The 19906-nt window shown below is 68.1% G+C and carries 20 protein-coding genes and 1 tRNA gene; 13 read left to right on the forward strand and 8 right to left on the reverse strand.

Annotated elements, in window-relative coordinates:
• The 3 genes from bluB to ENKNEFLB_RS08165 all read left to right on the forward strand — a co-directional run bounded on the left by bluB (position 1) and on the right by ENKNEFLB_RS08165 (position 3845).
• On the forward strand, positions 1-1701 hold the full coding sequence (bluB, locus tag ENKNEFLB_RS08155; protein ID WP_214058730.1) for a 5,6-dimethylbenzimidazole synthase: 1701 nt from the start codon (positions 1-3) through the stop codon (positions 1699-1701).
• On the forward strand, positions 1701-2288 hold the full coding sequence (locus tag ENKNEFLB_RS08160) for a histidine phosphatase family protein (RefSeq protein WP_214058731.1): 588 nt from the start codon (positions 1701-1703) through the stop codon (positions 2286-2288). Before bluB ends, ENKNEFLB_RS08160 begins: the two co-directional genes overlap by 1 nt.
• Before the next feature lie 126 nt (positions 2289-2414).
• Entirely contained in the window at positions 2415-3845 is a 1431-nt protein-coding gene (locus ENKNEFLB_RS08165; RefSeq protein ID WP_214058732.1) for an IS1380 family transposase, read from the forward strand.
• Positions 3846-4036: 191 nt separating this feature from the next.
• Here the strand turns inward: ENKNEFLB_RS08165 and ENKNEFLB_RS08170 are convergent, their stop codons facing one another.
• Positions 4037-4633, reverse strand: coding sequence for a cob(I)yrinic acid a,c-diamide adenosyltransferase (locus ENKNEFLB_RS08170; RefSeq protein ID WP_214058733.1), 597 nt, complete (start codon positions 4631-4633; stop codon positions 4037-4039).
• A gap of 420 nt (positions 4634-5053) precedes the next feature.
• On the opposite strand from ENKNEFLB_RS08170, the gene ENKNEFLB_RS08175 reads away from it, so the two are divergent.
• Positions 5054-5473, forward strand: coding sequence for a GlcG/HbpS family heme-binding protein (locus ENKNEFLB_RS08175; RefSeq protein WP_214058734.1), 420 nt, complete (start codon positions 5054-5056; stop codon positions 5471-5473).
• Between the two features lie 42 nt (positions 5474-5515).
• Here ENKNEFLB_RS08175 and ENKNEFLB_RS08180 read toward each other — a convergent pair whose 3' ends face one another.
• The 3 genes from ENKNEFLB_RS08180 to ENKNEFLB_RS08190 all read right to left on the reverse strand — a co-directional run bounded on the left by ENKNEFLB_RS08180 (position 5516) and on the right by ENKNEFLB_RS08190 (position 8300).
• Entirely contained in the window at positions 5516-6268 is a 753-nt protein-coding gene (locus tag ENKNEFLB_RS08180) for a LuxR C-terminal-related transcriptional regulator (protein WP_214058735.1), read from the reverse strand.
• A gap of 62 nt (positions 6269-6330) precedes the next feature.
• Positions 6331-7080 carry a (2Fe-2S)-binding protein gene (locus ENKNEFLB_RS08185; RefSeq protein WP_214058736.1) on the reverse strand — a complete coding sequence of 250 codons (750 nt, stop codon included), beginning with the start codon at positions 7078-7080 and terminating at the stop codon, positions 6331-6333.
• Positions 7077-8300, reverse strand: coding sequence for a sigma-54-dependent transcriptional regulator family protein (locus ENKNEFLB_RS08190; protein WP_214058737.1), 1224 nt, complete (start codon positions 8298-8300; stop codon positions 7077-7079). The genes ENKNEFLB_RS08185 and ENKNEFLB_RS08190 overlap by 4 nt, the downstream gene beginning before the upstream one ends.
• A 154-nt stretch (positions 8301-8454) precedes the next feature.
• Here ENKNEFLB_RS08190 and ENKNEFLB_RS08195 point away from each other — a divergent pair, with 154 nt between their 5' ends.
• From ENKNEFLB_RS08195 to ENKNEFLB_RS23120, 7 genes are all read left to right on the forward strand, one after another.
• Entirely contained in the window at positions 8455-8880 is a 426-nt protein-coding gene (locus tag ENKNEFLB_RS08195; protein ID WP_214058738.1) for a diol dehydratase small subunit, read from the forward strand.
• A 32-nt stretch (positions 8881-8912) separates the two neighbouring features.
• Entirely contained in the window at positions 8913-10616 is a 1704-nt protein-coding gene (locus ENKNEFLB_RS08200; RefSeq protein ID WP_214058739.1) for a propanediol/glycerol family dehydratase large subunit, read from the forward strand.
• 5 nt (positions 10617-10621) lie between these two features.
• Positions 10622-11191: a propanediol/glycerol family dehydratase medium subunit gene (locus ENKNEFLB_RS08205; protein WP_214058740.1), complete on the forward strand. Its 570-nt coding sequence runs from the start codon at positions 10622-10624 to the stop codon at positions 11189-11191.
• A 469-nt stretch (positions 11192-11660) separates the two neighbouring features.
• Positions 11661-13178, forward strand: coding sequence for a diol dehydratase reactivase subunit alpha (locus ENKNEFLB_RS08210; protein ID WP_246535906.1), 1518 nt, complete (start codon positions 11661-11663; stop codon positions 13176-13178).
• A complete protein-coding gene (locus tag ENKNEFLB_RS08215) occupies positions 13171-13545 on the forward strand; it encodes a glycerol dehydratase reactivase beta/small subunit family protein (protein ID WP_214058741.1) in 375 nt (124 codons plus the stop codon). Before ENKNEFLB_RS08210 ends, ENKNEFLB_RS08215 begins: the two co-directional genes overlap by 8 nt.
• Complete coding sequence (locus ENKNEFLB_RS08220; protein WP_214058742.1) at positions 13542-13976, forward strand: hypothetical protein; 435 nt, start codon at positions 13542-13544, stop codon at positions 13974-13976. Before ENKNEFLB_RS08215 ends, ENKNEFLB_RS08220 begins: the two co-directional genes overlap by 4 nt.
• A 305-nt stretch (positions 13977-14281) precedes the next feature.
• Complete coding sequence (locus tag ENKNEFLB_RS23120; RefSeq protein WP_420830545.1) at positions 14282-14686, forward strand: transposase; 405 nt, start codon at positions 14282-14284, stop codon at positions 14684-14686.
• Here the strand turns inward: ENKNEFLB_RS23120 and ENKNEFLB_RS08230 are convergent.
• Positions 14687-15942, reverse strand: a protein-coding gene (locus tag ENKNEFLB_RS08230; RefSeq protein ID WP_214058744.1) for an IS3 family transposase whose coding sequence is annotated in 2 segments (ribosomal slippage) — positions 14687-15603 and positions 15603-15942 — 1257 coding nt in all. Because the reading frame shifts where the segments join, the coding sequence is not laid out codon by codon here. It lies immediately after the preceding gene.
• Between the two features lie 46 nt (positions 15943-15988).
• On the opposite strand from ENKNEFLB_RS08230, the gene ENKNEFLB_RS08235 reads away from it, so the two are divergent.
• The gene (locus ENKNEFLB_RS08235; RefSeq protein ID WP_214058745.1) at positions 15989-16249 is read left to right on the forward strand and encodes a hypothetical protein; all 261 of its coding nucleotides are present in this window, start codon (positions 15989-15991) and stop codon (positions 16247-16249) included.
• A 52-nt stretch (positions 16250-16301) separates the two neighbouring features.
• Here ENKNEFLB_RS08235 and ENKNEFLB_RS08240 read toward each other — a convergent pair whose 3' ends face one another.
• Positions 16302-17423 carry a tyrosine-type recombinase/integrase gene (locus ENKNEFLB_RS08240; RefSeq protein WP_214058746.1) on the reverse strand — a complete coding sequence of 374 codons (1122 nt, stop codon included), beginning with the start codon at positions 17421-17423 and terminating at the stop codon, positions 16302-16304.
• Between the two features lie 138 nt (positions 17424-17561).
• Here ENKNEFLB_RS08240 and ENKNEFLB_RS08245 point away from each other — a divergent pair.
• Positions 17562-17643, forward strand: a tRNA-OTHER gene (locus ENKNEFLB_RS08245).
• A 618-nt stretch (positions 17644-18261) separates the two neighbouring features.
• On the opposite strand, the gene ENKNEFLB_RS08250 is transcribed toward ENKNEFLB_RS08245, so the two are convergent.
• On the reverse strand, positions 18262-19437 hold the full coding sequence (locus ENKNEFLB_RS08250) for a tyrosine-type recombinase/integrase (RefSeq protein WP_214058747.1): 1176 nt from the start codon (positions 19435-19437) through the stop codon (positions 18262-18264).
• Positions 19438-19465: 28 nt separating this feature from the next.
• Positions 19466-19816 carry a helix-turn-helix transcriptional regulator gene (locus ENKNEFLB_RS23125; protein WP_214058748.1) on the reverse strand — a complete coding sequence of 117 codons (351 nt, stop codon included), beginning with the start codon at positions 19814-19816 and terminating at the stop codon, positions 19466-19468.
• Positions 19817-19906: the final 90 nt, after the last annotated feature.

Consider the following 19906-nt stretch of genomic DNA (forward strand, 5'->3'; position numbering starts at 1 on the left):
ATGACCTGGAACCGCCCGGTACCCCTCCTCGGTGACCAGACCTCGGCGTCCGAGCGGGCCGCCGAGGTCGAGGGCTGGGCCTTCCCGCAGACCGCCCGGGAGACGTTCTACGACGTCGTCGCTGCCCGTCGAGACGTACGCCGCTTCCGGCCCGACCCGGTCGACCCGGAGACGGTGCGCCGGGTGTTGGCGGCTGCACACATGGCACCGTCGGTCGGGCACAGCCAGCCCTGGCGGTTCATCGTGGTCTCCGATCCGGCCACCCGGGACCGGGCCGCCCGCATGGCTGACGAGCAGCGGCTGCGACAGGCCCGCCAGATGGACCCCGAGGCGGGCCGGCGGTTGCTCGACCTGCAGCTCGAAGGCATCCGCGAGGCCCCGCTCGGCGTGGTCGTCGCCTGCGACCGGCGTACGGCGGCTGCAGGGGTGCTCGGCCGGGCGACCTTCCCCGACGCCGACATGTGGTCGTGCGCATGCGCCATCCAGAACCTCTGGCTGGCCGCGCGGGCCGAGGGCCTGGGCGTCGGCTGGGTCACCCTGTTCGAGCAGCACGATCTCGAGGCCCTGGTCGGGGTGCCAGACGGGGTGGTCACCCTGGGCTGGCTCTGCCTGGGCTGGCCCGACGAGCGTCCGCCGGCCCCGGGCCTGGAGCGGGCTGGCTGGTCGCGTCGGCAGCCAGTCGACGAGGTGATCTTCGCCGAGCGTTGGAGCGAGGCCACTCCGGCGCCGCCGTCGCACCTGCGGGCGCCCGCCAACGACGCAGTGGTGGGCGCCCGGGACGAGGCCGACGTGCTGCTCACCCCGCCTGGCTCGCTCGGGTTGCTAGACCGCTACGTCGACCGGGTCGAGGCCGCGATGCAGGAACGTCGCGAGAGCGCACCGACCGGCCAGCTGCTGCTTGTTGCGGGCCGGCACCCAGTAACCAGCCACGGCGTCTCCGCCTACCGCGAGTCCGTCACCGAGGACGTACTTGCGGCCAGCAAGGTCGGCGAGTCCGCTGGTGCGGTCGCAGCAGCAGCCGCCGGCCTCGACTTCGAGGTGGTTGACGCCGGTACGGCGACCGGTGATCTCGTCACCTCCGACGCCCTGTCTGCCGATCAGGTCTCTGACCTGATCGAGCGCGGGCGTGGCCTCGGCGCGGCCGTCGGCAGCCACCATGTCCTCCAGGCACTGGGGGAGGTCGGCATCGGCAACACCACCGTGGCCGCCACGCTCGCGGCGGTGCTGCTGGACCTGCCCGCCTCCGACGTGGTGGGGCTCGGAGCCGGTGCGGACACCGCCATGGTGCGACGCAAGACCGAGGTCGTGGAGGCCGCACTGGCGAGGGTGCACGCAGCTCGAGGTCCGGGTCAACTGCTTCCCGAGGAAGCGCTTGCCTGCGTGGGCGGGCCCGAGTTCTGTGTCCTCGCCGGGGCTGTGCTGGGCGCCGCGTCCACCGGAGCGGTCAGCGTGCTCGACGGCCTGGCCACGAGTGTCGCAGCCCTGGCCGCAGTTCGTATCGAGCCCGGTGCTGCGGCGTACCTCGTCGCCGGCCAGCGCAGCGGCGAGCGCGCCCACGCCACGGTCCTGGAGCACCTCGGGCTCGAGCCGTTGCTGGACCTGCGGCTGCGGGCCGGTGAAGGGGTCGGTGCCACGCTGGCCTGCGCCATGCTGATCAGTGGGCTGAAACTGCGCCGAGGGATAGGCCGAACGGCGCCGTGATGGAGCTGTTGCTGGTCCGGCACGGGGAGTCGACCTGGAATGTGGCTGGACGCATGCAGGGCCAGACCGCCTCTCCGGTGCTCACCGATCGTGGTCGCCGCCAGGCTGGCGATGTTGGGGCCCGACTGCTCGCCCTCGGGGCAGCCCGGTTGCTGACCTCGGACCTCGTCCGGGCGCGGCAGACCGCAGCGATCATTGGCAGGACACTGCGGCTCGAGCCGGAGACGGATCCGCTGCTGCGCGAGCGTCACTACGGGACATGGCAAGGGCGCAACAGTGCCGAAGCCATACGGGCCACGCGGTCCCTGCTCGACCACGAACGGGTGCCGGGCGGCGAGTCCCTGGTCGACGTACGCCAGCGTTGGGCGACCCTGGTCACCGCGCTGGGCGACATCCCCGAACCTGTCGTCCTGGTCACCCACGGCAACGTCATCGTCGAGGCTGCCGGGGGTCCAATCCCGGAGAACGGCTCGGTCACCCGTCTCCTGCTAGATATATGGACACACACGCTGACGCCGGTCGACCGGTCGAGCGATGCAAGCCCCTTCCTGAGTCACAGTGCACGCGACGGGGAGAGGGGGGGGTGACCTAGCCTCGTGCTTTCGCCGGGCACCGTGGAACTGGACCGTTTGCTGACCTGAAAAGTGCTCCTGACCTGCGACAATGAGGGTTTTCTAGGTCAACGTCGTCGTAGCTCGAGGAGCACCTTCCAGGTGAAGAACACTACCTGCTTCTACCCCCATGTCGAGGTCGACACCGCGCCGTGTGCCGCGGTCGCCCAGGCCGGTGGGATCACGTTGACCGAGACCATCGCCCTGACCTACCTGATCGGGGCGTTGAGCGGTGAGCTGGCCCCGTGGCGCAAGGACCTGGCGGTCCACGACCCCGCCAAGGTGCTGCTCGATCTCGCGTTGAGCCTGGCCCTGGGCGGGACCTGCCTGGCCGATGTTGCGGTGTTGCGCGCCGAGCCCGGCGTCTACGGCCTGGTGGCCTCCGATCCGACGATCTCGCGGACCATCGACGCCCTCGCCGCCAACGCACCGAAGGTGCTGGCCGCGATCGACCGGGCCCGCGCCGGCGCCCGTGCCCGGGCCTGGGCGCTGGCCGGGACCGAGGCACCCGACCACGCCGCGACCGCGAAGCACCCGATGGTCATCGACCTCGACGCCACCCTGATCGCCGCCCACTCCGAGAAGGAACAAGCGAGCAGGACGTGGAAGAAGGGGTTCGGGTTCCACCCGTTGTGCGCGTTAATCGACCACGGCACCGACGGGACCGGGGAGCCCCTCGTCATCGGGCTGCGCACCGGGCGGGCGGGGTCGAACACTGCCGCGGACCACATCGCGGTGACCCGCCAAGCGCTGGCCCAGCTCCCCGACCACGCCCCGGGGACCAGGCCCGGGCGCCGGGTGCTGGTGCGCACCGACGGCGCCGGCGCGACCCATGACTTCCTCACCTATCTCGCTGGGCGACGGGTCACCTACTCGGTCGGGTTGACCCTCCCGACCAACACCGCTGACCTGCTGCAACACATCCCCGAGGAGGTCTGGACCCCGGCCTACGACGCTGGCGGCGGCATTCGGAAAGGGGCCTGGGTCGCCGAGCTCACCGGGCTGCTCGACCTGGGCGGCTGGCCTGCGGGGATGCGCGTGATCGCCCGCAAGGAACGGCCCCACCCCGGCGCCCAGCTGCGCATCACCGACATCGAGGGCCACCGGGTCACCGCGTTCGCGACCAACACCCCCACCGGTGGCGGTCACGGCCAACTCGCCGACCTCGAGCTGCGCCACCGCCGCCGGGCCCGGTGCGAGGACCGGATCCGCATCGCCAAGGACACCGGCCTGCGTGCCCTGCCGTTGCACGACTTCGACCAGAACCAGATCTGGTGCGCCGTCATCGCCCTGGCCGGCGACCTGCTGGCCTGGATGCCGATGCTCGCACTGCCCGGCACCGAGGTCCGCCGCTGGGAACCCAAACGGCTGCGGATGCGACTGTTCACGATCCCCGCGACCCGCGCCCACCACGCCCGACGCCGCGTCGTGCACCTCGCCGAACACGCGCCCTGGGCCCACCTCGCCCAACAAGCCATCGACCGACTCCGTGAGCTACACCGACTCGGCGTACCCCTGGCCGTCCCCGGGTAGAACCCGGCCCACCCGCCCCAACGACCAGCACCAGCTTTGGACCCGTGAAACCCACGCCCACCCCGGACGACACCGGGGCCACTGTCCTACCCAGGTGCCACTATCAGCACCACCAAGGAGCTCAGCCCGATCCTCGCGTCACGAACCCCACCCCATGAAAGCGCGAGGTTAGGGCCAGATCGCGATGCTGCTCAGCTCTTGATCGGCTCCTCACCCCGACCGGCTCGCTGGCCACCCGGCACCCACATGGGGTCTTCGCCGCCGTTCTCTACCCGCGCCAGGATAAACAGCAGGTCCGATAGCCGATTGAGGTATTGGAGTGTCACCTTGTTGACCGCGTGATCCGACGTACTGAGCCAGGCGCTGCGCTCGGCCCTGCGAGACACGGTTCGAGCCTGGTGCAGCAGGGCGCCAGCGGGGCTGCCGCCCGGCAGGATGAAACTGGTCAGGGTTTGCAAAGACTCGTTGAACTCATCGCACCACTCCTCAAGTTGTTGCACCTGCTCTGGCAACATCCGCAGCTCCGTCTTCTTCCGCTGCGTGCCGATCGGGGTTGCCAGGTCGGCGCCCAAGTCGAACAGATCGTTCTGCACATGGCGGATGATCTCAGCCGTGCGCGGTGTCGGCGAGCCGAGGGCGAGGACGAGACCGAGGACAGAGTTGGTCTCGTCGCAGTCTGCATAGGCCTGGAGCCGCGGGTCACCCTTAGACGTGCGGGATCCGTCGCCCAAGTGGGTTTCGCCGTCATCGCCGGTACGGGTGTAAATGCGAGTCAGTCGGACCGTCACGGCTGCTCAGATCGCCATCACGAGCAGTGCCGCCGAGGCAGCACCGATAAGAGGATTGACAATCGGCAACCCCAGTGCCTCCCAGAGAATGCTATCGAGACTGGACACGCGTGGCACCTCAGGCTTTCGTCGCGGGCTCGGTTGTGAAGCCGCGGACTGCGGCGTTGCGCACTCTAGGTGTACCGAGGACCCGGGTGGAGGGTGCGGCACAGACCTGTCCCATTCCCATGTCCTCGCTGGAAGACGGACGGGCTTTACCTATCCAGCTGGTTAGGTCCGACCTGGCGCCGCGGGTGGGCAGCCGGCATGTCTCCAGCTGACCCCTTCCGTGCACGGGTCGCGAAAACTAGGCTCCCGTTCAGACGGATCCGCTCTCGGGTCCGCAGCAGCGACGATGGTGTCGCTCGGGAGAGGAGAACCATGCCGGCGAGCTTGACGTTGGAGGAGGCCGAGGCGGTGCTCGCGGCCGCCAAGGCCAAGGCCGAGGAGATCGGTCAGCCGATGAACATCGCGGTCTGCGACGACGGAGGCCACCTCGTGGTCTTCGCGCGCATGGACGCTGCCATCAAGGTCTCGGTCGACATCTCACAAAGGAAGGCGCGGACGGCCATCATGATGAACTTGCCTACGGACGCGCTGAGCGGGATCACCCAACCCGGTGCCGAGCTCTACGGGCTCGAGTGGACCTCGGGCGGATTGGTCAGTTTCGGCGGCGGCATGCTGCTCAGCCGTCGCGGCGACACGGTTGGCGCTATCGGGGTCAGCGCCGGGTCAGTCGCCCAAGACATGGAGGTCGCCGCAGCCGGGGTCGCTGCCCTTCCGAAGACGCGCGACAAGTGAGTCGCTCGGCGGCCCGGACCGTGGGGTCCGGGCCGCCGGGGGTCAGTCCAGGCCGAGCCGCACTGCGATAGAGACGACCTCGGCACGGTTGGTCGCGCCGAGTTTGTCGGTGATGTTGCGCAGGTGGAACTTGACAGTGGACTCGCTGATGAACAGGGTCCGGGCCACCACGTTGTTGCGTTGCCCCAGGGCCACCAGGCTGAGGACCTCGCGCTCCCGCGTTGTCAGCGAGGCACCGTGGACCGTGTGCTGGCGCCGCAGCGCGCGCATCACGGCGCTGCAGAAGTGGCGGTCCAGCGCCGGCTCACCCGCGACCACCTGATGCATCACAGCGAGCAGGTCCTCGACCCGTGAAGAGCGCGAGACCAGTGCGTCGACCCCGCCGGACACCGCTGACAGCACGTCGTCGTCCGGCAGCTCACGTGCGAGCAGCACCACGGTCAGCTCGGGGTTGGCCAGCTTGACGGCCCGTACCTCCAAGATCCCGGCGGAGCGGTCTTCCGCGCTGGGAAGATCAAGCACCACCACGTCGACCTGCCTCGCCTCCGCGAGCCGCCGCAGTGACTCCGGACGCTGATCGCCCGGAACCAGCTCGATTCCAGGATAGGTGCCGAGGACGTCGAGCAGGCCGCGGCGTACGAGCTCGTCACCGGTGAGCACGGCTGTGCGGCAGGGCTGCCGCTGAGCCTCGGTCGCCGCCGTCGCCCGTGGCTCAGGGGCAGCCCCGCGCGCGGGCAGATGAGACACCGGATGGCTCGTGCGCTCAGGCCTGGGTCTGGTGATCTGCTGCGTCATCCTCACACCGTCCTGTCGAGTTCCGGGACTGTAACCATGGTCACGTTGCGCAGCGTTGCGCGTCACCGACGGGGGACGCGCGTCAAGACGCAGTCGCCGCACAGGCCCGCTCCTGGGATTCGGTAGAACAAGCAGCAGCTCTGGCGGCGCCACCTGATCCGCCCCGCTGGTCCATCCGGAGCGACGACCCAGCTGCCACTCAGCTCCGAGACGGTGAGCAGGTCGCCTACCAGCTGTTCCGCGACCGAGCCGACGGCCGGCGACGCGCCGCGCAGCACAGTGACCGCACCCCGCAGCGCAGAGGCGGTGTTGCCGAGCACGATGACGGGCGTGAGGCCGGTGGTCCCAGCGAGCAGATCGCCGAAAGGCAGCAGCAGGGCACGCACCAGCGGTCCGGTCATGGAGTCGTCCGCCCGCGCCCACGCGGCATCGTCGACGAGTCCCGCGTAGTCGAGTCTTGCCTGGAGCCGGTGCTTGTCGAAGCGGAACCACAGGTGGGCACCGAGGTCGGGGGCATGGCGCGTGAGTGCGGTCAGGGCTACGGCCGGTGAGACCAAACGGGCCAGGACGCCGAGGTGCGCCGTGGAGGCTGCGACCCGGTCCTCGACGTCAACCTCCGCCACGCTGCCACCCAGGGCCAGGCCGATCCGGGTGCGTTCCACGAGCTGCTCGATCCAGGCAGCGGAGCGCAGTAGCTCCGCGCATGGGCGCCAGCCGTCGGCGACACCGTTCGGCGGCAGCGGGTCGTGCCCCACGAAGGGTCCCAGCTCTGCCAGTCGAGCGTGGACGTGCTCAGCCTGCGTGATGGTCATAACCGGTGCAGCCGGTTGGGAACGCGCGGGCCCGGAGCCGCGATGCCGTACTCCGTGCGCAACCTGTGGACCTGGCTCAGCGACGCCGCCCATAGAGGGGAGTCACGGGGCAGCAGTTGGGTCTGCCGCTCCCACAGTTCGAGGTTTTCGCTGGCCCAGCGCGACCTCGTGGCCGAGGCGAGCAGGTCGGCGCTGTGGCTGGTGAGCAGCGCCTGGGTCAGCTCACGCTCGAGGACGTTGCGTTGCTCGACGACTCCGGGGGCGTCCGAAGCCGGCAGCAGCGGACCCTTATAGAGGCGCACGGCTTCATCGAGCCGTCGCCCGCGCAGCGCGGCGACTACATCGCCCCAGTCGGTTTGGATGGCGACCTCGAGCCGGTAGGGCCGCGAGTGCAGGAAGCCGGCGCCGAGGATCCCGCGCAGTCGGGTCATCTGGGCGCGCATCGTGGAGGGCTGGATGTCCTCGTCGTAGACCGCCAAGGAGAGTTGCTCGCCGGAAACCCCGTCGGGTTGTTCAGCCAAGACAGCAACGATGTCGCTGTGGCGGCGGCTCAGCCGCCCGGTGCGTTCGCCCCACTCGACCTGGAGGTCGGGACGCCCCAATCCCGTAAGCTTCAACAGAGGCCGCTCGGCGTCCGGGTTCGGCTCGGGAGCGAGCGCGCGGCGCAGGATGAGCAGTCGACCCAGCTCGCTCTCGGCCATTCGTGCGGTGGCTTTGACCATCGCCAGTGTCTGCGGTGTGTCGATGATGCCCGTTCCCGTCACGTCGACCACGCCTAGGACAGCGTCGGTCTCCGGATGGTGTATCGGTGCGGCAGCACACGACCAGTCCTTGACGGAGGTCGCGAAGTGCTCGCGGGAGTTGATGTGCACCGCGTCGTCGAGCCGGATCGAGGTCCCGAGGGCGTTCGTCCCGATCCGGTCCTCTGCCCAGTCTGTGCCTTCGACGAAGCGGATGGACTCCGCCTGCCGCTTGACCCCGGGGCGTCCCGCGACCCAGAGCAACCGCGTCTGCCCGTCCGAGACCGCCAGCACGCAGTCGGTCTGCACGGCGGCCCGCCCGAGGACGTCAAAGATCAGGGGGTACACCGGCGCGAGGATGTGGCCCGCCCGGTAGTCCAGGACCTCGCGCCGCTCCATCCAAGTCCGTGCCTCGGACAAGTCGGCGTCGACCCCTGCCTGGTGCGAGCGATGCCAGGACTCCGCAACCAGCGCGCGCATGGGACTCACCCTGTTCTGCCCCCTCCTGGATCCGGTCCCCACCATGCAGCGTCGACGCAACGTGGCGAGGTTCACAGTGCTGGGCACGACGATAACCCACCGCGGATCGCCCCGGTCTCGACTACCGGGCGCCCCCATTCCCAGGAGGAAGCACATGAGTCAACCCGCCCTGACAGCGGCCGACTATCCGCTCAGCGTGAAGCGGCCGGAGCTGCTGACCACACCCACGGGGAAGGCCTTCTCAGAGATCACGCTAGACGGCGTGATGTCCGGAGACGTCAGGGCGGAGGACCTGCGGGTCAGCGCCGAGACGCTTCGTCTCCAGGCGGCGCTGTCCGAGGCTGCCGGACGACCCCAGCTCGGCGCCAATCTGCGTCGCGCCGCCGAGCTGACCGCCGTCGCCGACGAGCGCGTGCTGGGCATCTACAACGCGCTCCGTCCCAACGCCTCCACCAAGCAGGAGCTGCTCGACATCGCGACCGAGCTCGAGGAGCAGTACAACGCCACGATCACCGCTGACTTCGTCCGCGAGGCCGCCGACGTTTACGAGCGTCGCGGCGTCCTCGCCGACGCCGACTGACCACTCAGGCCCCTGGAAGCAAAGGACACACCATGACCGCCCTGGAGAACACTCCCGCCCCCATCCGGCACAGTCTGCGCACCGAGGTGCTGGAGAGCCGCCCCGTCAACCTCGACGGCTTCGTTGAGGAATGGCCCGAGAGGGGCATGGTGGCGATGGACAGCGACTTCGACCCCAAGCCCAGCATCACCGTCGATGACGGTGTGATCACCGAGATGGACGGCACCGCGCGCGCCGACTTCGACTTCATCGACCAGTTCATCGCCGACAAGGCGATCGACGCCAGCCTCGCCGAGGCGTCGATGTCGCTGCCGGCCCAAGAGATCGCCCGGATGGTGGTCGACCCGACCACGTCGCGCGAGGACGTCCGCGACGTCGTCAAGGGGCTGACCCCGGCGAAGCTGCTGGAGGTGGCCAACAACCTCAACATTGTCGAGATCATGATGGGTCTGCAGAAGATGCGTGCCCGTCGCACTCCGGCCAACCAGGCCCACTGCACCAGCGCGCGTGACAACCCGGTGCAGGTGGCCTGTGACGCGGCCGAGGCCACGCTGCGTGGGTTCAACGAGGTGGAGACCACGCTCGGTGTGGTGCGCTACGCCCCGCTGGTGGCCATGGCGCAGCAGATCGGCAGCCAGGTCGGCACTGGCGGCACGTTGACACAGTGCGCGCTGGAGGAGGCGACCGAGCTGGCGCTTGGGATGCGCGGCATCACGGCCTACGCCGAGACGATCTCGGTCTACGGCACCGAGCCCGTCTTTGTCGACGGCGACGACACCCCGTGGTCCAAGGGGTTCCTGGCCTCGTCGTACGCCTCGCGCGGCATCAAGATGCGGTTCACCTCCGGGACCGGCTCCGAGGTCCAGATGGGCAACGCCCAGGGCAAGTCGATGTTGTTCCTGGAGATCCGCTGCATCTTGATCGCCAAGGGCGCCGGGAGCCAGGGCCTGCAGAACGGCTCGATCTCGTGCATCGGGGTGCCCGGCGCGGTGCCGGCCGGCATCCGCGCAGTCGCGGCCGAGAACCTGATCGCCTCGATGGTCGACCTCGAGTGCGCCTCCGGTAACGACCAGTCGTTCTCGCACTCGCCGATGCGGCGCACGGCGCGGATGATGCCGCAGATGATGTCGGGCACCGACTTTGTGGTCTCTGGCTTCTCGGCGGTGCCGAACTACGACAACATGTTCGCAGGCTCCAACGTCGACACCGACGACTTCGACGACTGGAACACGATCCAGCGTGACTTGCAGATCGACGGCGGCTTGCGACACGTGCCCGAGCCGGAGATCCTCGCCGCTCGCCAGCGTGGTGGCGACGCGCTGCAGGCGGTCTTCAACCACCTCGACCTACCACCGATCTCTGACGAGGAAGTCACCGAGGCGGTCTACGCCAACGGCAGCAACGACTGCATCCCGCGTGACGTGATCGAGGACCTCAAGGGCGCGCAGTCGGTGATGGACCGGGGCATCACCGGCTTCGACCTGATCAAGGCGCTGGAGTCCGAAGGCTTCACCGACGTGGCGCAGAACCTGCTCGGCGTCCTCCGGCAGCGCGTCTCGGGTGACCTGCTCCAGACCTCGGCGATCCTGAAGGACATGGAGCCGCTCTCGGCGATCAACGACAACAACGACTACGCCGGGCCGGGCACCGGCTACCGCCCCTCCGGAGAGCGGTGGGAAGAAATGAAGCGACTCCGCCACGTGACCAGCGCGTCCAACCCTGAGCAGGAGGTCTGAGGACCATGAGCACGGTCGCATCCGAGAGCAGTCTGACCCTCCTCGAGAGCGGGCCCGCCGGCCCGGGAACCCGGCCCGACGAGGTGGTTCTGGCGATCTCGCCTGCCTTCGCGGACTTCTTCTCCATGACGATCACCAGGATCGACCATGCGGTCGTGATGCGGGAGGTGCTGGCAGGCATCGAGGAGCAGGGCGTCACCGCACGGGTGATCCGGATCAAGTCGAGCGCCGACCTGGCCCTCATCGCGCACACGGCAGCGAAGCTGTCGGGCTCCGGCATCGGGATCGGGATCCTGTCTCGTGGCACGACGATGATCCACCAGCGGGACCTGCCGCGGCTCTCCAGCCTGGAGCTGTTCCCGCAGTCGCCGCTGATGGAGCCTAAGACCTACCGCAGCGTCGGCAGCAACGCCGCGCGGTACGCCAAGGGTGAGTCGCCACAACCGGTGCCGACGCTGAACGACCAGATGGCGCGGCCACGCTGGCAGGCCAAGGCGGCCCTACTGCACCTGAAGGAGACCGAGATCATCGTCCAGGGAGCCAAGCCCGTCGAAGTCCAGCCCCAGTACGCCTGACCGGCTCTGGACGGGTCGGGTCCCCGCCATGGCGCCCGACCCGTCCACCACCACGTCCTGCGCACACCGCCGCGCAGGGCGCCACGCACACAACCACTGATGGGAGCCCCATGCCCCCCGAGCCCCGCATCGTTGCCGGAGTCGACATCGGCAACTCCACCACGGAGGCCAGCGTCGCCCGGATCCACCCCGACGGACGGGCCGAGCACCTCGCCTCCGCTCTCACCCCGACCTCTGGTGTGAAGGGCACGCCGAAGAACAGCGTTGGCGTGCTGCGCTCGCTGCGCCACGCGCTTGCCAACGCCGACGTGGCTTTCGGCCAGCTCGACACGGTGTTGGTCAACGAGGCCACGCCGGTCATCAGCGGACTGGCCATGGAGACCGTCACCGAGACCATCATCACCGAGTCGACGATGATTGGACACGATCCGCGGACCCCGGGGGGCTCGGCCTCGGCGTCGGGACCACCGTGCGGATCGAGGACCTCGAGGACGTCCCCGCCGGAGCGGAGGTGGTGGTCGTCGTGGGCGGCCAGCACGACTTCGAGGGCGCCGCGCGGCTCATCGAGGCCGCGGTCCAGCGCGGGGTGAGCGCCAAGGCAGCCGTGCTGCGCAACGACGACGCAGTCCTGGTCGGGAACCGCATCTCGCAGCTCATGCCCATCGTGGACGAGGTCTCGCTCGTGGAGGCCGTCCCCATCGGGATGCTCGCCGCGGTCGAGGTCGCGGCTCCCGGTCACACCGTGCGCACGCTGTCCAATGCCTACGGCATCGCCACCGTATTCGGACTTGACGCCGACCAGACCCGCACGGTCTCGCCCGTGGCGCGCGCGTTGACCGGTAACCGCTCGGCCGTCGTCGTGCGTACTCCCCACGGGGACGTGAGCGACCACACCGTGCCGGCCGGTGCGCTGCAGCTGATCGGGCGCGACCGCAGCCTCAGCATCGACGTCAACCGCGGCGCGCCGGCGATCATGGCGACCCTCGCGCGCGTCGGCGAGCTGGAGGACGCGACCGGTGAGGCCGGCACCAACGTGGGCGGCATGCTCGCCAAGGTGCGGCAGTCAATGTCGGACCTCCTCGCCCTGGCCGAGTCCGACATGCAGATCCGCGACATCCTCGCCGTCGACACCTTCGTGCCGCAGGAGGTACGAGGTGGCTTGGCCGGGGAGGTGGCGCTGGAGAACGCCGTCGCCCTCGCGGCGATGGTGAGCACCAAGCACAGCGGCATGCAGTCCGTCGCGGCCGTCATCGAGGAGCACCTGCTGGAGGCCGGGGCCGCGGACGTCAGCACCGTGATCGGGGGTGTCGAGGCCGAGATGGCCGTACGGGGGGCGCTCACCACACCGGGCACCGACAAGCCGCTGGTGGTGCTCGACCTCGGGGGTGGCTCGACCGATGCCGCCGTGATCGAGCGCAACGGCAGCATCCGAGCGACGCACGTGTCCGGTGCCGGTGACCTAGTCTCTAAGCTGATCGCCTCCGAGCTCGGCCTGGACAACCTCGAGGTGGCCGAGGCGATCAAGCAGCACCCCCTGGCGCGAGTGGAGAGCTTCTACCACTCCCGGCTCGAGGACGGCACTGTGCATTTTTCCGAGAAGCCGTTTCCGCCGAACGTGTTCGCTCGCGTGGTGACCCTCGACGGGGAGTCGATGGCGCCGATCCCGACCAAGCACAGCGTGGAGCGCGTACGCCAGATCAGGCGCACCGCCAAGGAGCGGGTCTTCGTGGTCAACGCACTGCGTGCGCTCACCTCGGTGGCTCCCCACGGTGACCTTCGACAGGTCGGGTTCGTGGTACTGCTGGGGGGGAGCGCCCTAGACTTCGAGATCCCGCAACTGATCGCGGACGCGCTCGCCCCCTTCGGCATCGTCTGCGGCACGGGCAACGTACGCGGCACCGAGGGTCCGCGCAACGCCGTCGCCTCGGGCCTGGTCATGGCGTACGTGGAAGGCCTCGCCGAGATGAAGGAGACCGCCGATGTCTGAGCTGCGCCGCGGCACGGGCCGTGGGAGCGGACAGCCCGAGCCGCCGCACGTGTTGGTAGCCGGAAGCGCCGACGACGACCTGGTGCGCGCCGCCCTGGCCGGGATCGAGGAGGAGGGCGTACCGAGCAGGGTCGTGCCGCCGCGTGGCGACTCGGAGGCGGCCGCCCGTGCGGCCGCCCAGACGGCCCCGCTTGATGTCGGGCTTGCGGTGGTCGACGGCGCGGTCTGCCTGACTCACGCGAAGTTCCCGGACGGCCACCTGGTCGACAGGGTGGTTGACGCGAGCCCGGTCGAAGCACGCCTGCTCGGGCACGACGCAGCCCGGATCGTGCTCAGCGTCCCGCTCCATGTTGGGAACCCGCAATGACGCTCGAGCGGACCATGCGCCCTCGCGTCCTGCACCCTGAGCACGACGGTGCGGCGCGCAGCGACATCATCACCCGGCTGGAGGATCTGGGGGAGACCTTCAAGGCCCAGCAAGCACTGGTACGCAGTTGCGGCGCGGGGGAGTTCGCCCCCGAGCTCAGGGCTCAGCTTGACGTGTTGCTGCGCGTACTAACCGACCTCCGCCGTCAGCAGCGCACCCTGGCGCGATTGTGGCGGACACTCCCAGTCGGCGCCCTCGCCCCCCAAGACTTGGTCGCCGACACCGACCTCCTAGTCGAGTTCCACATCGGGCTCGAGGCGCCGCTGGCCCGCTGCCGGAGCGCCGTGCTGCAGAGACAGCGTGAGGAGAGCCAGGCGACCTGGCACGAGGTAACCCAGCTCGCGCACCGGCGCCTCGCTCCCCACGCGTAAAGCGGTCGAGTCCTTCCGCGGCACGGGCCGTCTCGATCGAGCGATCCCGACGACTATGTCGGATACTCATGCACCAGGCATGTGCGTGAGCGCGCTGCCGCTGCCCACCCCCACGGGGGGGCGAGTGCCTGTCATGGGGAGCGGGAAGGCCGCGGTCGAGGTACTTCCGGGTCACGCGTGGCTCATGGACATGCATCCTGGCGCAAGTATGGCGGCACCGCCGAACTAGGGGGTGTCTCCAATATCGAGCGTGATCGGGGCTTGATCCTCGGTTCATGACCCGGATGGCGGTACTCAATGACGAGATGTGGGAGCAGATCGAGGTTGTCCTGCCGCCGGTGAAGGAAAGCCGGGGCCGGCCGATGCGTGATCACCGTCTGCTCCTCGAGGGCGCGATCTTCCGCTACCGCACAGGAGTCGTCTGGCGCGATCTACCGTCGGAGTTCGGCCCGTGGCAGACGGTCTGGAAGCGCCACCACAGGTTCTCCACCGACGGGACCTGGGACAAGTCCTCACCGCGCTGCAGGTCCAGGCCGAACGCTCGTGGCGGTATCGACTGGCGGGTCTCAGTCGACTCCACCAGCTCGCGAGTGCACCAGCACGCGCTACTGCTGCGAGGTCGCAGGGCGGGCCCAGCTCGCACACAGGGGGCACGGTCGAATGACAAAGATCCCGGGGCCCTACCCCCGGATCTTGGACACGGGGTGTGATTACGCAGCGGTTGGCAGCGTAGCGGTGGTGCGTGCTGTCTCGTAGGCGATGGGCGACTGGTAGCGGCACCAGGAATGGCGTCGTTTGGTGTTGTAGCGGGTGAGCCATCTGAAGACCTGGCGCCGGCAGGTGAGCTCGTCAGCCCAGCAGGCGGCGTCTTGGAGGACCTCCCGCTTCAGGGCGGCGTTGAACGACTCGGCGAGCGCGTTGTCCGCTGATGACCCGACCGCACCCATGGACTGGGTGACGCCGAGGTCGGCGCAGAGTCGGGCGTAGTCCTTGGAGGTGTAGACCGACCCGTGGTCGCTGTGGAAGGTCGCCCCGGCCAGGCTGCCGCGGGTCGCGGCAGCTGCCTTGAGCGCGTCGTCGACGAGCTCGGTGCGCATGTGGTCGGCGACTGCCCAGCCGGCGAGCCGTCGTGAGTAGCAGTCGATGACGGTGGCCAGGTAGAGGTTCGTCCCGTCGGCCAGCGGCAGGTAGGTGATGTCGCCGACGTAGCGGAGGTTCGGGGCATCGGCGGTGAGGTCCCGGTTGAGCAGGTCGGGGACCTTCTGTCCCGACTGGTCAGGGATCGTGGTGCGGACACGGCGCTTCTTGGCGTAGCCGACGATCCCGGCGGCCTTCATCACGCGGGCGACGCGCTTGTGGTTGACCCGCTCCTCGGTGGCGGCGCCGTCGTTGAGCTCGGCAGTGATCCGTGGGGCGCCGACGGTGTTGTCGGCGGCGTGGATCTTGCGGATCCGGGCCTCGAGGTCGGCGTTCGCGGCGGCCCGCTCGGCCCGGGCCGCAGCTGCCTCCTTCCAGGCGTAGAACGAAGAACGCGTCACCTCGAGGAGCTCACACAGTCGCTTCACCTCGAAGGTGGCGGAGTTGTCGGCGACGAACTGGAAGCGACTCACCAGCGCGTCTCCCCGGCGAAATACTTAGCCGCCCGTTGGAGGATCTCCCGCTCGGTGGACAGCTTGGTCGCCTCGATCTCGAGCTCGCTGACCCGGGCTTCGAGCCGGGCGACCTTCTGCTCCGGCGTCTCGTCCCCTGGCGGCACAGAGAAGGCCGTCTTGGACAGCGGGCTGGTGGTCAGCGTCCCGTCGGCAGCTGTCTTCTTGCCGGTCCCATACGCCTCGAGCCAATGGCGCAACGTGCCCCGCACGATGCCCAAGTCCTCGGCGATACCGCGGACCGTGGCCCCCGGCGTGGACTCATACAAGTCGACGGCCTGACGACGAAACTCCTCGGAGTAGTTCTTCCTGGCCATAGTTCTGGATCATCTCGCTTCCCCAGCAGCAGATGCTGGATTCAGCGTGTCCAAGAACCGGGGTCAGGCCCCCCTTCATGTACAGCGCGAGATCATCTTCGGCCCCGGTGGGCTTGACGCCGGCGCGTCGGTAGAAGCCGACGAGCCCATCGTTGTCGGCGTCGACGACGATGACCTTGCCACCGCCGGCGTCGGCGACGCGATCAAGGCTCAGCCACACCCCGGCCCTCCCGGGACACCCAAGAACGTACGGATCTGGGCTCAGTCAGAGGCGATGTCCCGACAACTCTGTGCCGTGCGCCGTTGAGCCCTGCACAGTCCTTTCTTGCCGGCTGAGGGGGATCAGTATGGGCGCATCCTCAGTCGGGTTGTTGTCTTCTGCGGCGGGCTCGGGCGAGGGCGTCGAGGTTTTTCTGGTCGGCTTCGGGGAGCGCGTGCAGGTATTTCTGGGTGGTCTGGATCTGGGCGTGTCCCATGCGTTCCATGACGCTTCTGAGGTCGGATCCTTCGGCGAGGAGCCAGGAGGCGTGGGCGTGGCGCAGGTCGTGCATGCGGACGGCGAAGTCGACGCCGCTGGCCTTGATGGCGGGCTGCCAGACGCGGGTGCGGAAGGTGTTGCGGGAGATCGGGGTGCCGGTGGTGGTGGTGAACAGGTGCTGGTCGCGGCCGATGCCCAGGGTCTTGATGTGCTGGGCGACCGCGTCGAGCCAGGCTTCGTCGACGCCGAAGGTGCGGGGTTCGTTGTCCTTGGGGTAGGGCTTAGCGACGTAGCGTCCGCCGGTGGGGGAGTGCTTGGTGGAGACCTCGATGATGGTCTCCTCCACGGTCACCTGCTTCCTGAGGAAGTCGATGTGCCGCGGGCGGAGCGCGATCAGCTCGCCCCACCGCATGCCGGTCTCGATGGCGGTCTCGACCAGCAGCCGGTACCGGTCTGGGATCGCGGCGACGAGCTGGTCGTACTCGGTCGGGGTCAGCGTGCGGGTTTTGCGGACGATGATCTTCGGCAGCTCGGTGTGCTCACACGGGTTCGCCACGATGAGCTTGTCGCGGACCGCTCGCTTGAAGATGGAGTGGAGCATGGTCTGGTATTTCCGGATGGACCGTGGCGACAGGCCCTGGCCGGCGGCCTGGGTCACCCAGTCTTGGACCAGGGAGCCGGTGATCTGGTACATCAGCTTCCTGCCGAAGAACGGGTAGAAGTGCTTGTTCAGGTTGGAGACGTAGGCGGCCTTGGTGGTGGGCTCGATGTGCTTGCTGGGAAGCCAGTCGTTCTCGACGTAGTCGCGGAACGTGATCGCGCCGAGGGTGGCGTCGCGCCAGGCGCCGGCCAGGACCTTCTGCTCTTCGCGGTGGGCGGCCCGCTCGGCGGCGCGGCGGGTGGGGTGGGTGCCGGCGGATCGGACCCTGCCTTCGGGGTCGCGGTAGCAGGCCAGGTAGCGGGTGGTGCCGTCGTTCCTCTTTCGTTCGACCACGTACGCCATCGCGGTTGCCCTCCCGATCCAGGCATGTCAGCGAGATGTCAGCGAACCTTGCCGAAAGTCAGCGAAGAGTGGTGAAGGTCCGCGGAAACTAGAAAGTGCCTTCTGACCTGCGACTATACCTCACAGTGGCTCACTTTGAGCGTGGCCTGAACGGCTTGTATGAAGGGTGCTGGTTTCACTCATAACCCAGAGGTCGCAGGTTCAAATCCTGCCCCCGCTACAAGAAGATGGCCCCTGACCTGCGAAAACGCAGGTCAGGGGCCACTTGGTTTTCTGAACCAGAAGCCGTTACTCCCCGTTTACTCCCCGAAAACGATTCGCGCACGTGTCTCTTCTTGGTAGCTGGACGCCGATTGGGACGGCGCCGCCGACCATGCTGCCAAGGCTAGATCGGCGTTCCTGGAGTCGAAAGCGTTCGCGGGACCCTGCAGTCTGCGACGGCCGGCCAGACCAAGATGGGTCTCAGGCTTCACAAGCGCCACTCTGGACGATCGTCGCCGGAAACGAGCAGCGCGCCTCTTCTCGGTCGCGCAGGCTCGCGTGCTGCACGCCCAGCCGCTCTCCCCCAACTACGGATCACGAGTCGAACGCCCCGACATTCATGTACGAAGGTCGATGCCAATGGGCGACCGCCGGCCGGGTCGTGGAGAGCGTGATCGTAGCGGCCTTGGAAGCGTCCGAGGGTGATCGGAGCGGCCCCTTGTCGTCCGACAACACCCGAGACTTGTGGTCGTCATGAAACCAGTTGTCAGAGGTTCGAGCGCGCTCTGGCGACCCGCAGCGCCGTGTCATGAGACGACCCCCCGTCAAGATCATGCTGCCGCACCATGACCGTGGGTCAGTCGTTCCTGGCTGGCGGCCTCGCCCCGGCGAAGGTCTGAAGAATCTGTGTCACGTCGGGTGTGGACCGGTTCTTCTCGATGTAGAACTCTTTCGTGATCGCGTCGGACGTGTGACCGAGGACTCGGGCTGCGGTGTCGGAGTCGACGAGGCGATCGATGAGTGTCGCGACGGTCTTCCGGAAGGTGTGGGGTGTCACCCACTCGAAGCCGGTATCTGCTCGGATGGTGCGCCACCGACGCTCGATATTGCCGACTTGGTGCCATGTGCCGTTCCGTGTGGCGAAGACAGCGTTGTAGTGGTTCGAAGGCTGCTCGATGCGTCGCCTCATCAGGACGTCGACCGCGAACGGCGGGAGAGCGATCTTGCGCTGGGACGCGTCGGTCTTAGGTTTCGGCTTCCGATAGGTCCCTTGACCGGTCTCGGTTTTGATCGTTCCTGTGACGGCAACGGTCGGTGGCGTCACTGCGAAGTCGATATCGCTCCAGCGAAGGGCAAGTATCTCCCCGATTCGGCAACCGGTCGCGAGCAGGAGATCGACGATGTCCGGCATGTCCCGGTTCGGTCGCGGGCCGGGCCGCTTCTTCGTCATCCAAGTGTTCACGGCCGAACGCACGGCGTTGAGATCCTCCACTGACAGAGCTTGCACTTCCTTCTTCTGTCCCCGAAGGCGCGACGTCGAGGTCACAGGGTTGGCCGGAAGAGCGTCGTCGATGACAGCGGCATCGAACATCATCTTCAGGACTGTCTTGGTCTTCTTGCGTCGGCTGTGCGAGTCCTGGGCCTTGATGAGCCGTTCAAGGCGTCCCGCCGTCGCCTCTCGCAACCGGATGTTGCCGATGGCTGGATTGATTACGTTGTCGACGATGCGCTCGTACTCGTTCGCAGTGGTCGCCTCAGATCGTTGCTCGGCACGGTAGAGCGTCAGCCAGAGCAGGGCGACTTGGTTAATCCGCATATCTGGGCCGATCAGATCCCCAGTGGGCGCGCTGCGGTCCGCGATCTTGACCTTCAGTTCTCGCTCGGCGGCGGATGCGCTTCGTCCGGTCCCCGTAATCTCGCGCGTGACTCCGTCGAGATCTCGAAAGCGCGTTCGTGCGCGGTGGACACCAGGGCGCACCTCGGTCGCCTTGATGCTTCCGAAGGTTCCGATGGGAAGCGGGGGGCGGGCCATGGCGGTTTCCGTTCTGCGGTTCTGCAGTTTATCGCTGTCGGGGCCTCGAACGCCGTGACATGGAACCTAGCGCGCCGGATGGGGACGCAGCGCCTCGTGTGTCTGCGTGGATGTGATCCGACTCCGGATCATCAAAGGCCTCGGCGTGTGCCTCAATCCATGCGTCGAGATCTGAGCGGCGGTAGCGCAGGGCGCCGCCCGCCTTCACCGCCCGCGGTCCGAACCCCGGTCGGCGGGTGCGCCACGTGTAGAGCGTCGATTTTGCGATCCCAAGATAGGTGGCCGCCTGGGCGATATTCATCGTTGCAGACAAGAGGGTGAGGGTCGTCTGTCTGATCGGTTGCGCGCGGACTTGTTGGATTGCCTGCTGGTCGCTCATGTCGACTCCTTGTCTCGGCCAGCGTCGGGAACGTGTCGTCCTATCCCGCGCCACTGCGTCCTGTGGTCACCTAGGGAGGCGAGTAGGTCG

Origin of the sequence: Nocardioides aquaticus (assembly GCF_018459925.1) — a bacterium.
Classification (GTDB): domain Bacteria; phylum Actinomycetota; class Actinomycetes; order Propionibacteriales; family Nocardioidaceae; genus Nocardioides; species Nocardioides aquaticus.

Bases quoted from the DNA above. Each gene is read 5' to 3' on its own strand.
- bluB (WP_214058730.1), top strand. From the start codon at position 1: ATGACCTGGAACCGCCCGGTACCCCTCCTCGGTGACCAGACCTCGGCG.
- ENKNEFLB_RS08160 (WP_214058731.1), top strand. From the start codon at position 1,701: ATGGAGCTGTTGCTGGTCCGGCACGGGGAGTCGACCTGGAATGTGGCT.
- ENKNEFLB_RS08175 (WP_214058734.1), top strand. From the start codon at position 5,054: ATGCCGGCGAGCTTGACGTTGGAGGAGGCCGAGGCGGTGCTCGCGGCC.
- ENKNEFLB_RS08180 (WP_214058735.1), bottom strand. From the start codon at position 6,268: ATGACGCAGCAGATCACCAGACCCAGGCCTGAGCGCACGAGCCATCCG.
- ENKNEFLB_RS08185 (WP_214058736.1), bottom strand. From the start codon at position 7,080: ATGACCATCACGCAGGCTGAGCACGTCCACGCTCGACTGGCAGAGCTG.
- ENKNEFLB_RS08190 (WP_214058737.1), bottom strand. From the start codon at position 8,300: ATGCGCGCGCTGGTTGCGGAGTCCTGGCATCGCTCGCACCAGGCAGGG.
- ENKNEFLB_RS08195 (WP_214058738.1), top strand. From the start codon at position 8,455: ATGAGTCAACCCGCCCTGACAGCGGCCGACTATCCGCTCAGCGTGAAG.
- ENKNEFLB_RS08200 (WP_214058739.1), top strand. From the start codon at position 8,913: ATGACCGCCCTGGAGAACACTCCCGCCCCCATCCGGCACAGTCTGCGC.
- ENKNEFLB_RS08205 (WP_214058740.1), top strand. From the start codon at position 10,622: ATGAGCACGGTCGCATCCGAGAGCAGTCTGACCCTCCTCGAGAGCGGG.
- ENKNEFLB_RS08215 (WP_214058741.1), top strand. From the start codon at position 13,171: ATGTCTGAGCTGCGCCGCGGCACGGGCCGTGGGAGCGGACAGCCCGAG.
- ENKNEFLB_RS08220 (WP_214058742.1), top strand. From the start codon at position 13,542: ATGACGCTCGAGCGGACCATGCGCCCTCGCGTCCTGCACCCTGAGCAC.
- ENKNEFLB_RS23120 (WP_420830545.1), top strand. From the start codon at position 14,282: ATGTGGGAGCAGATCGAGGTTGTCCTGCCGCCGGTGAAGGAAAGCCGG.
- ENKNEFLB_RS08240 (WP_214058746.1), bottom strand. From the start codon at position 17,423: ATGGCGTACGTGGTCGAACGAAAGAGGAACGACGGCACCACCCGCTAC.
- ENKNEFLB_RS08250 (WP_214058747.1), bottom strand. From the start codon at position 19,437: ATGGCCCGCCCCCCGCTTCCCATCGGAACCTTCGGAAGCATCAAGGCG.
- ENKNEFLB_RS23125 (WP_214058748.1), bottom strand. From the start codon at position 19,816: ATGAGCGACCAGCAGGCAATCCAACAAGTCCGCGCGCAACCGATCAGA.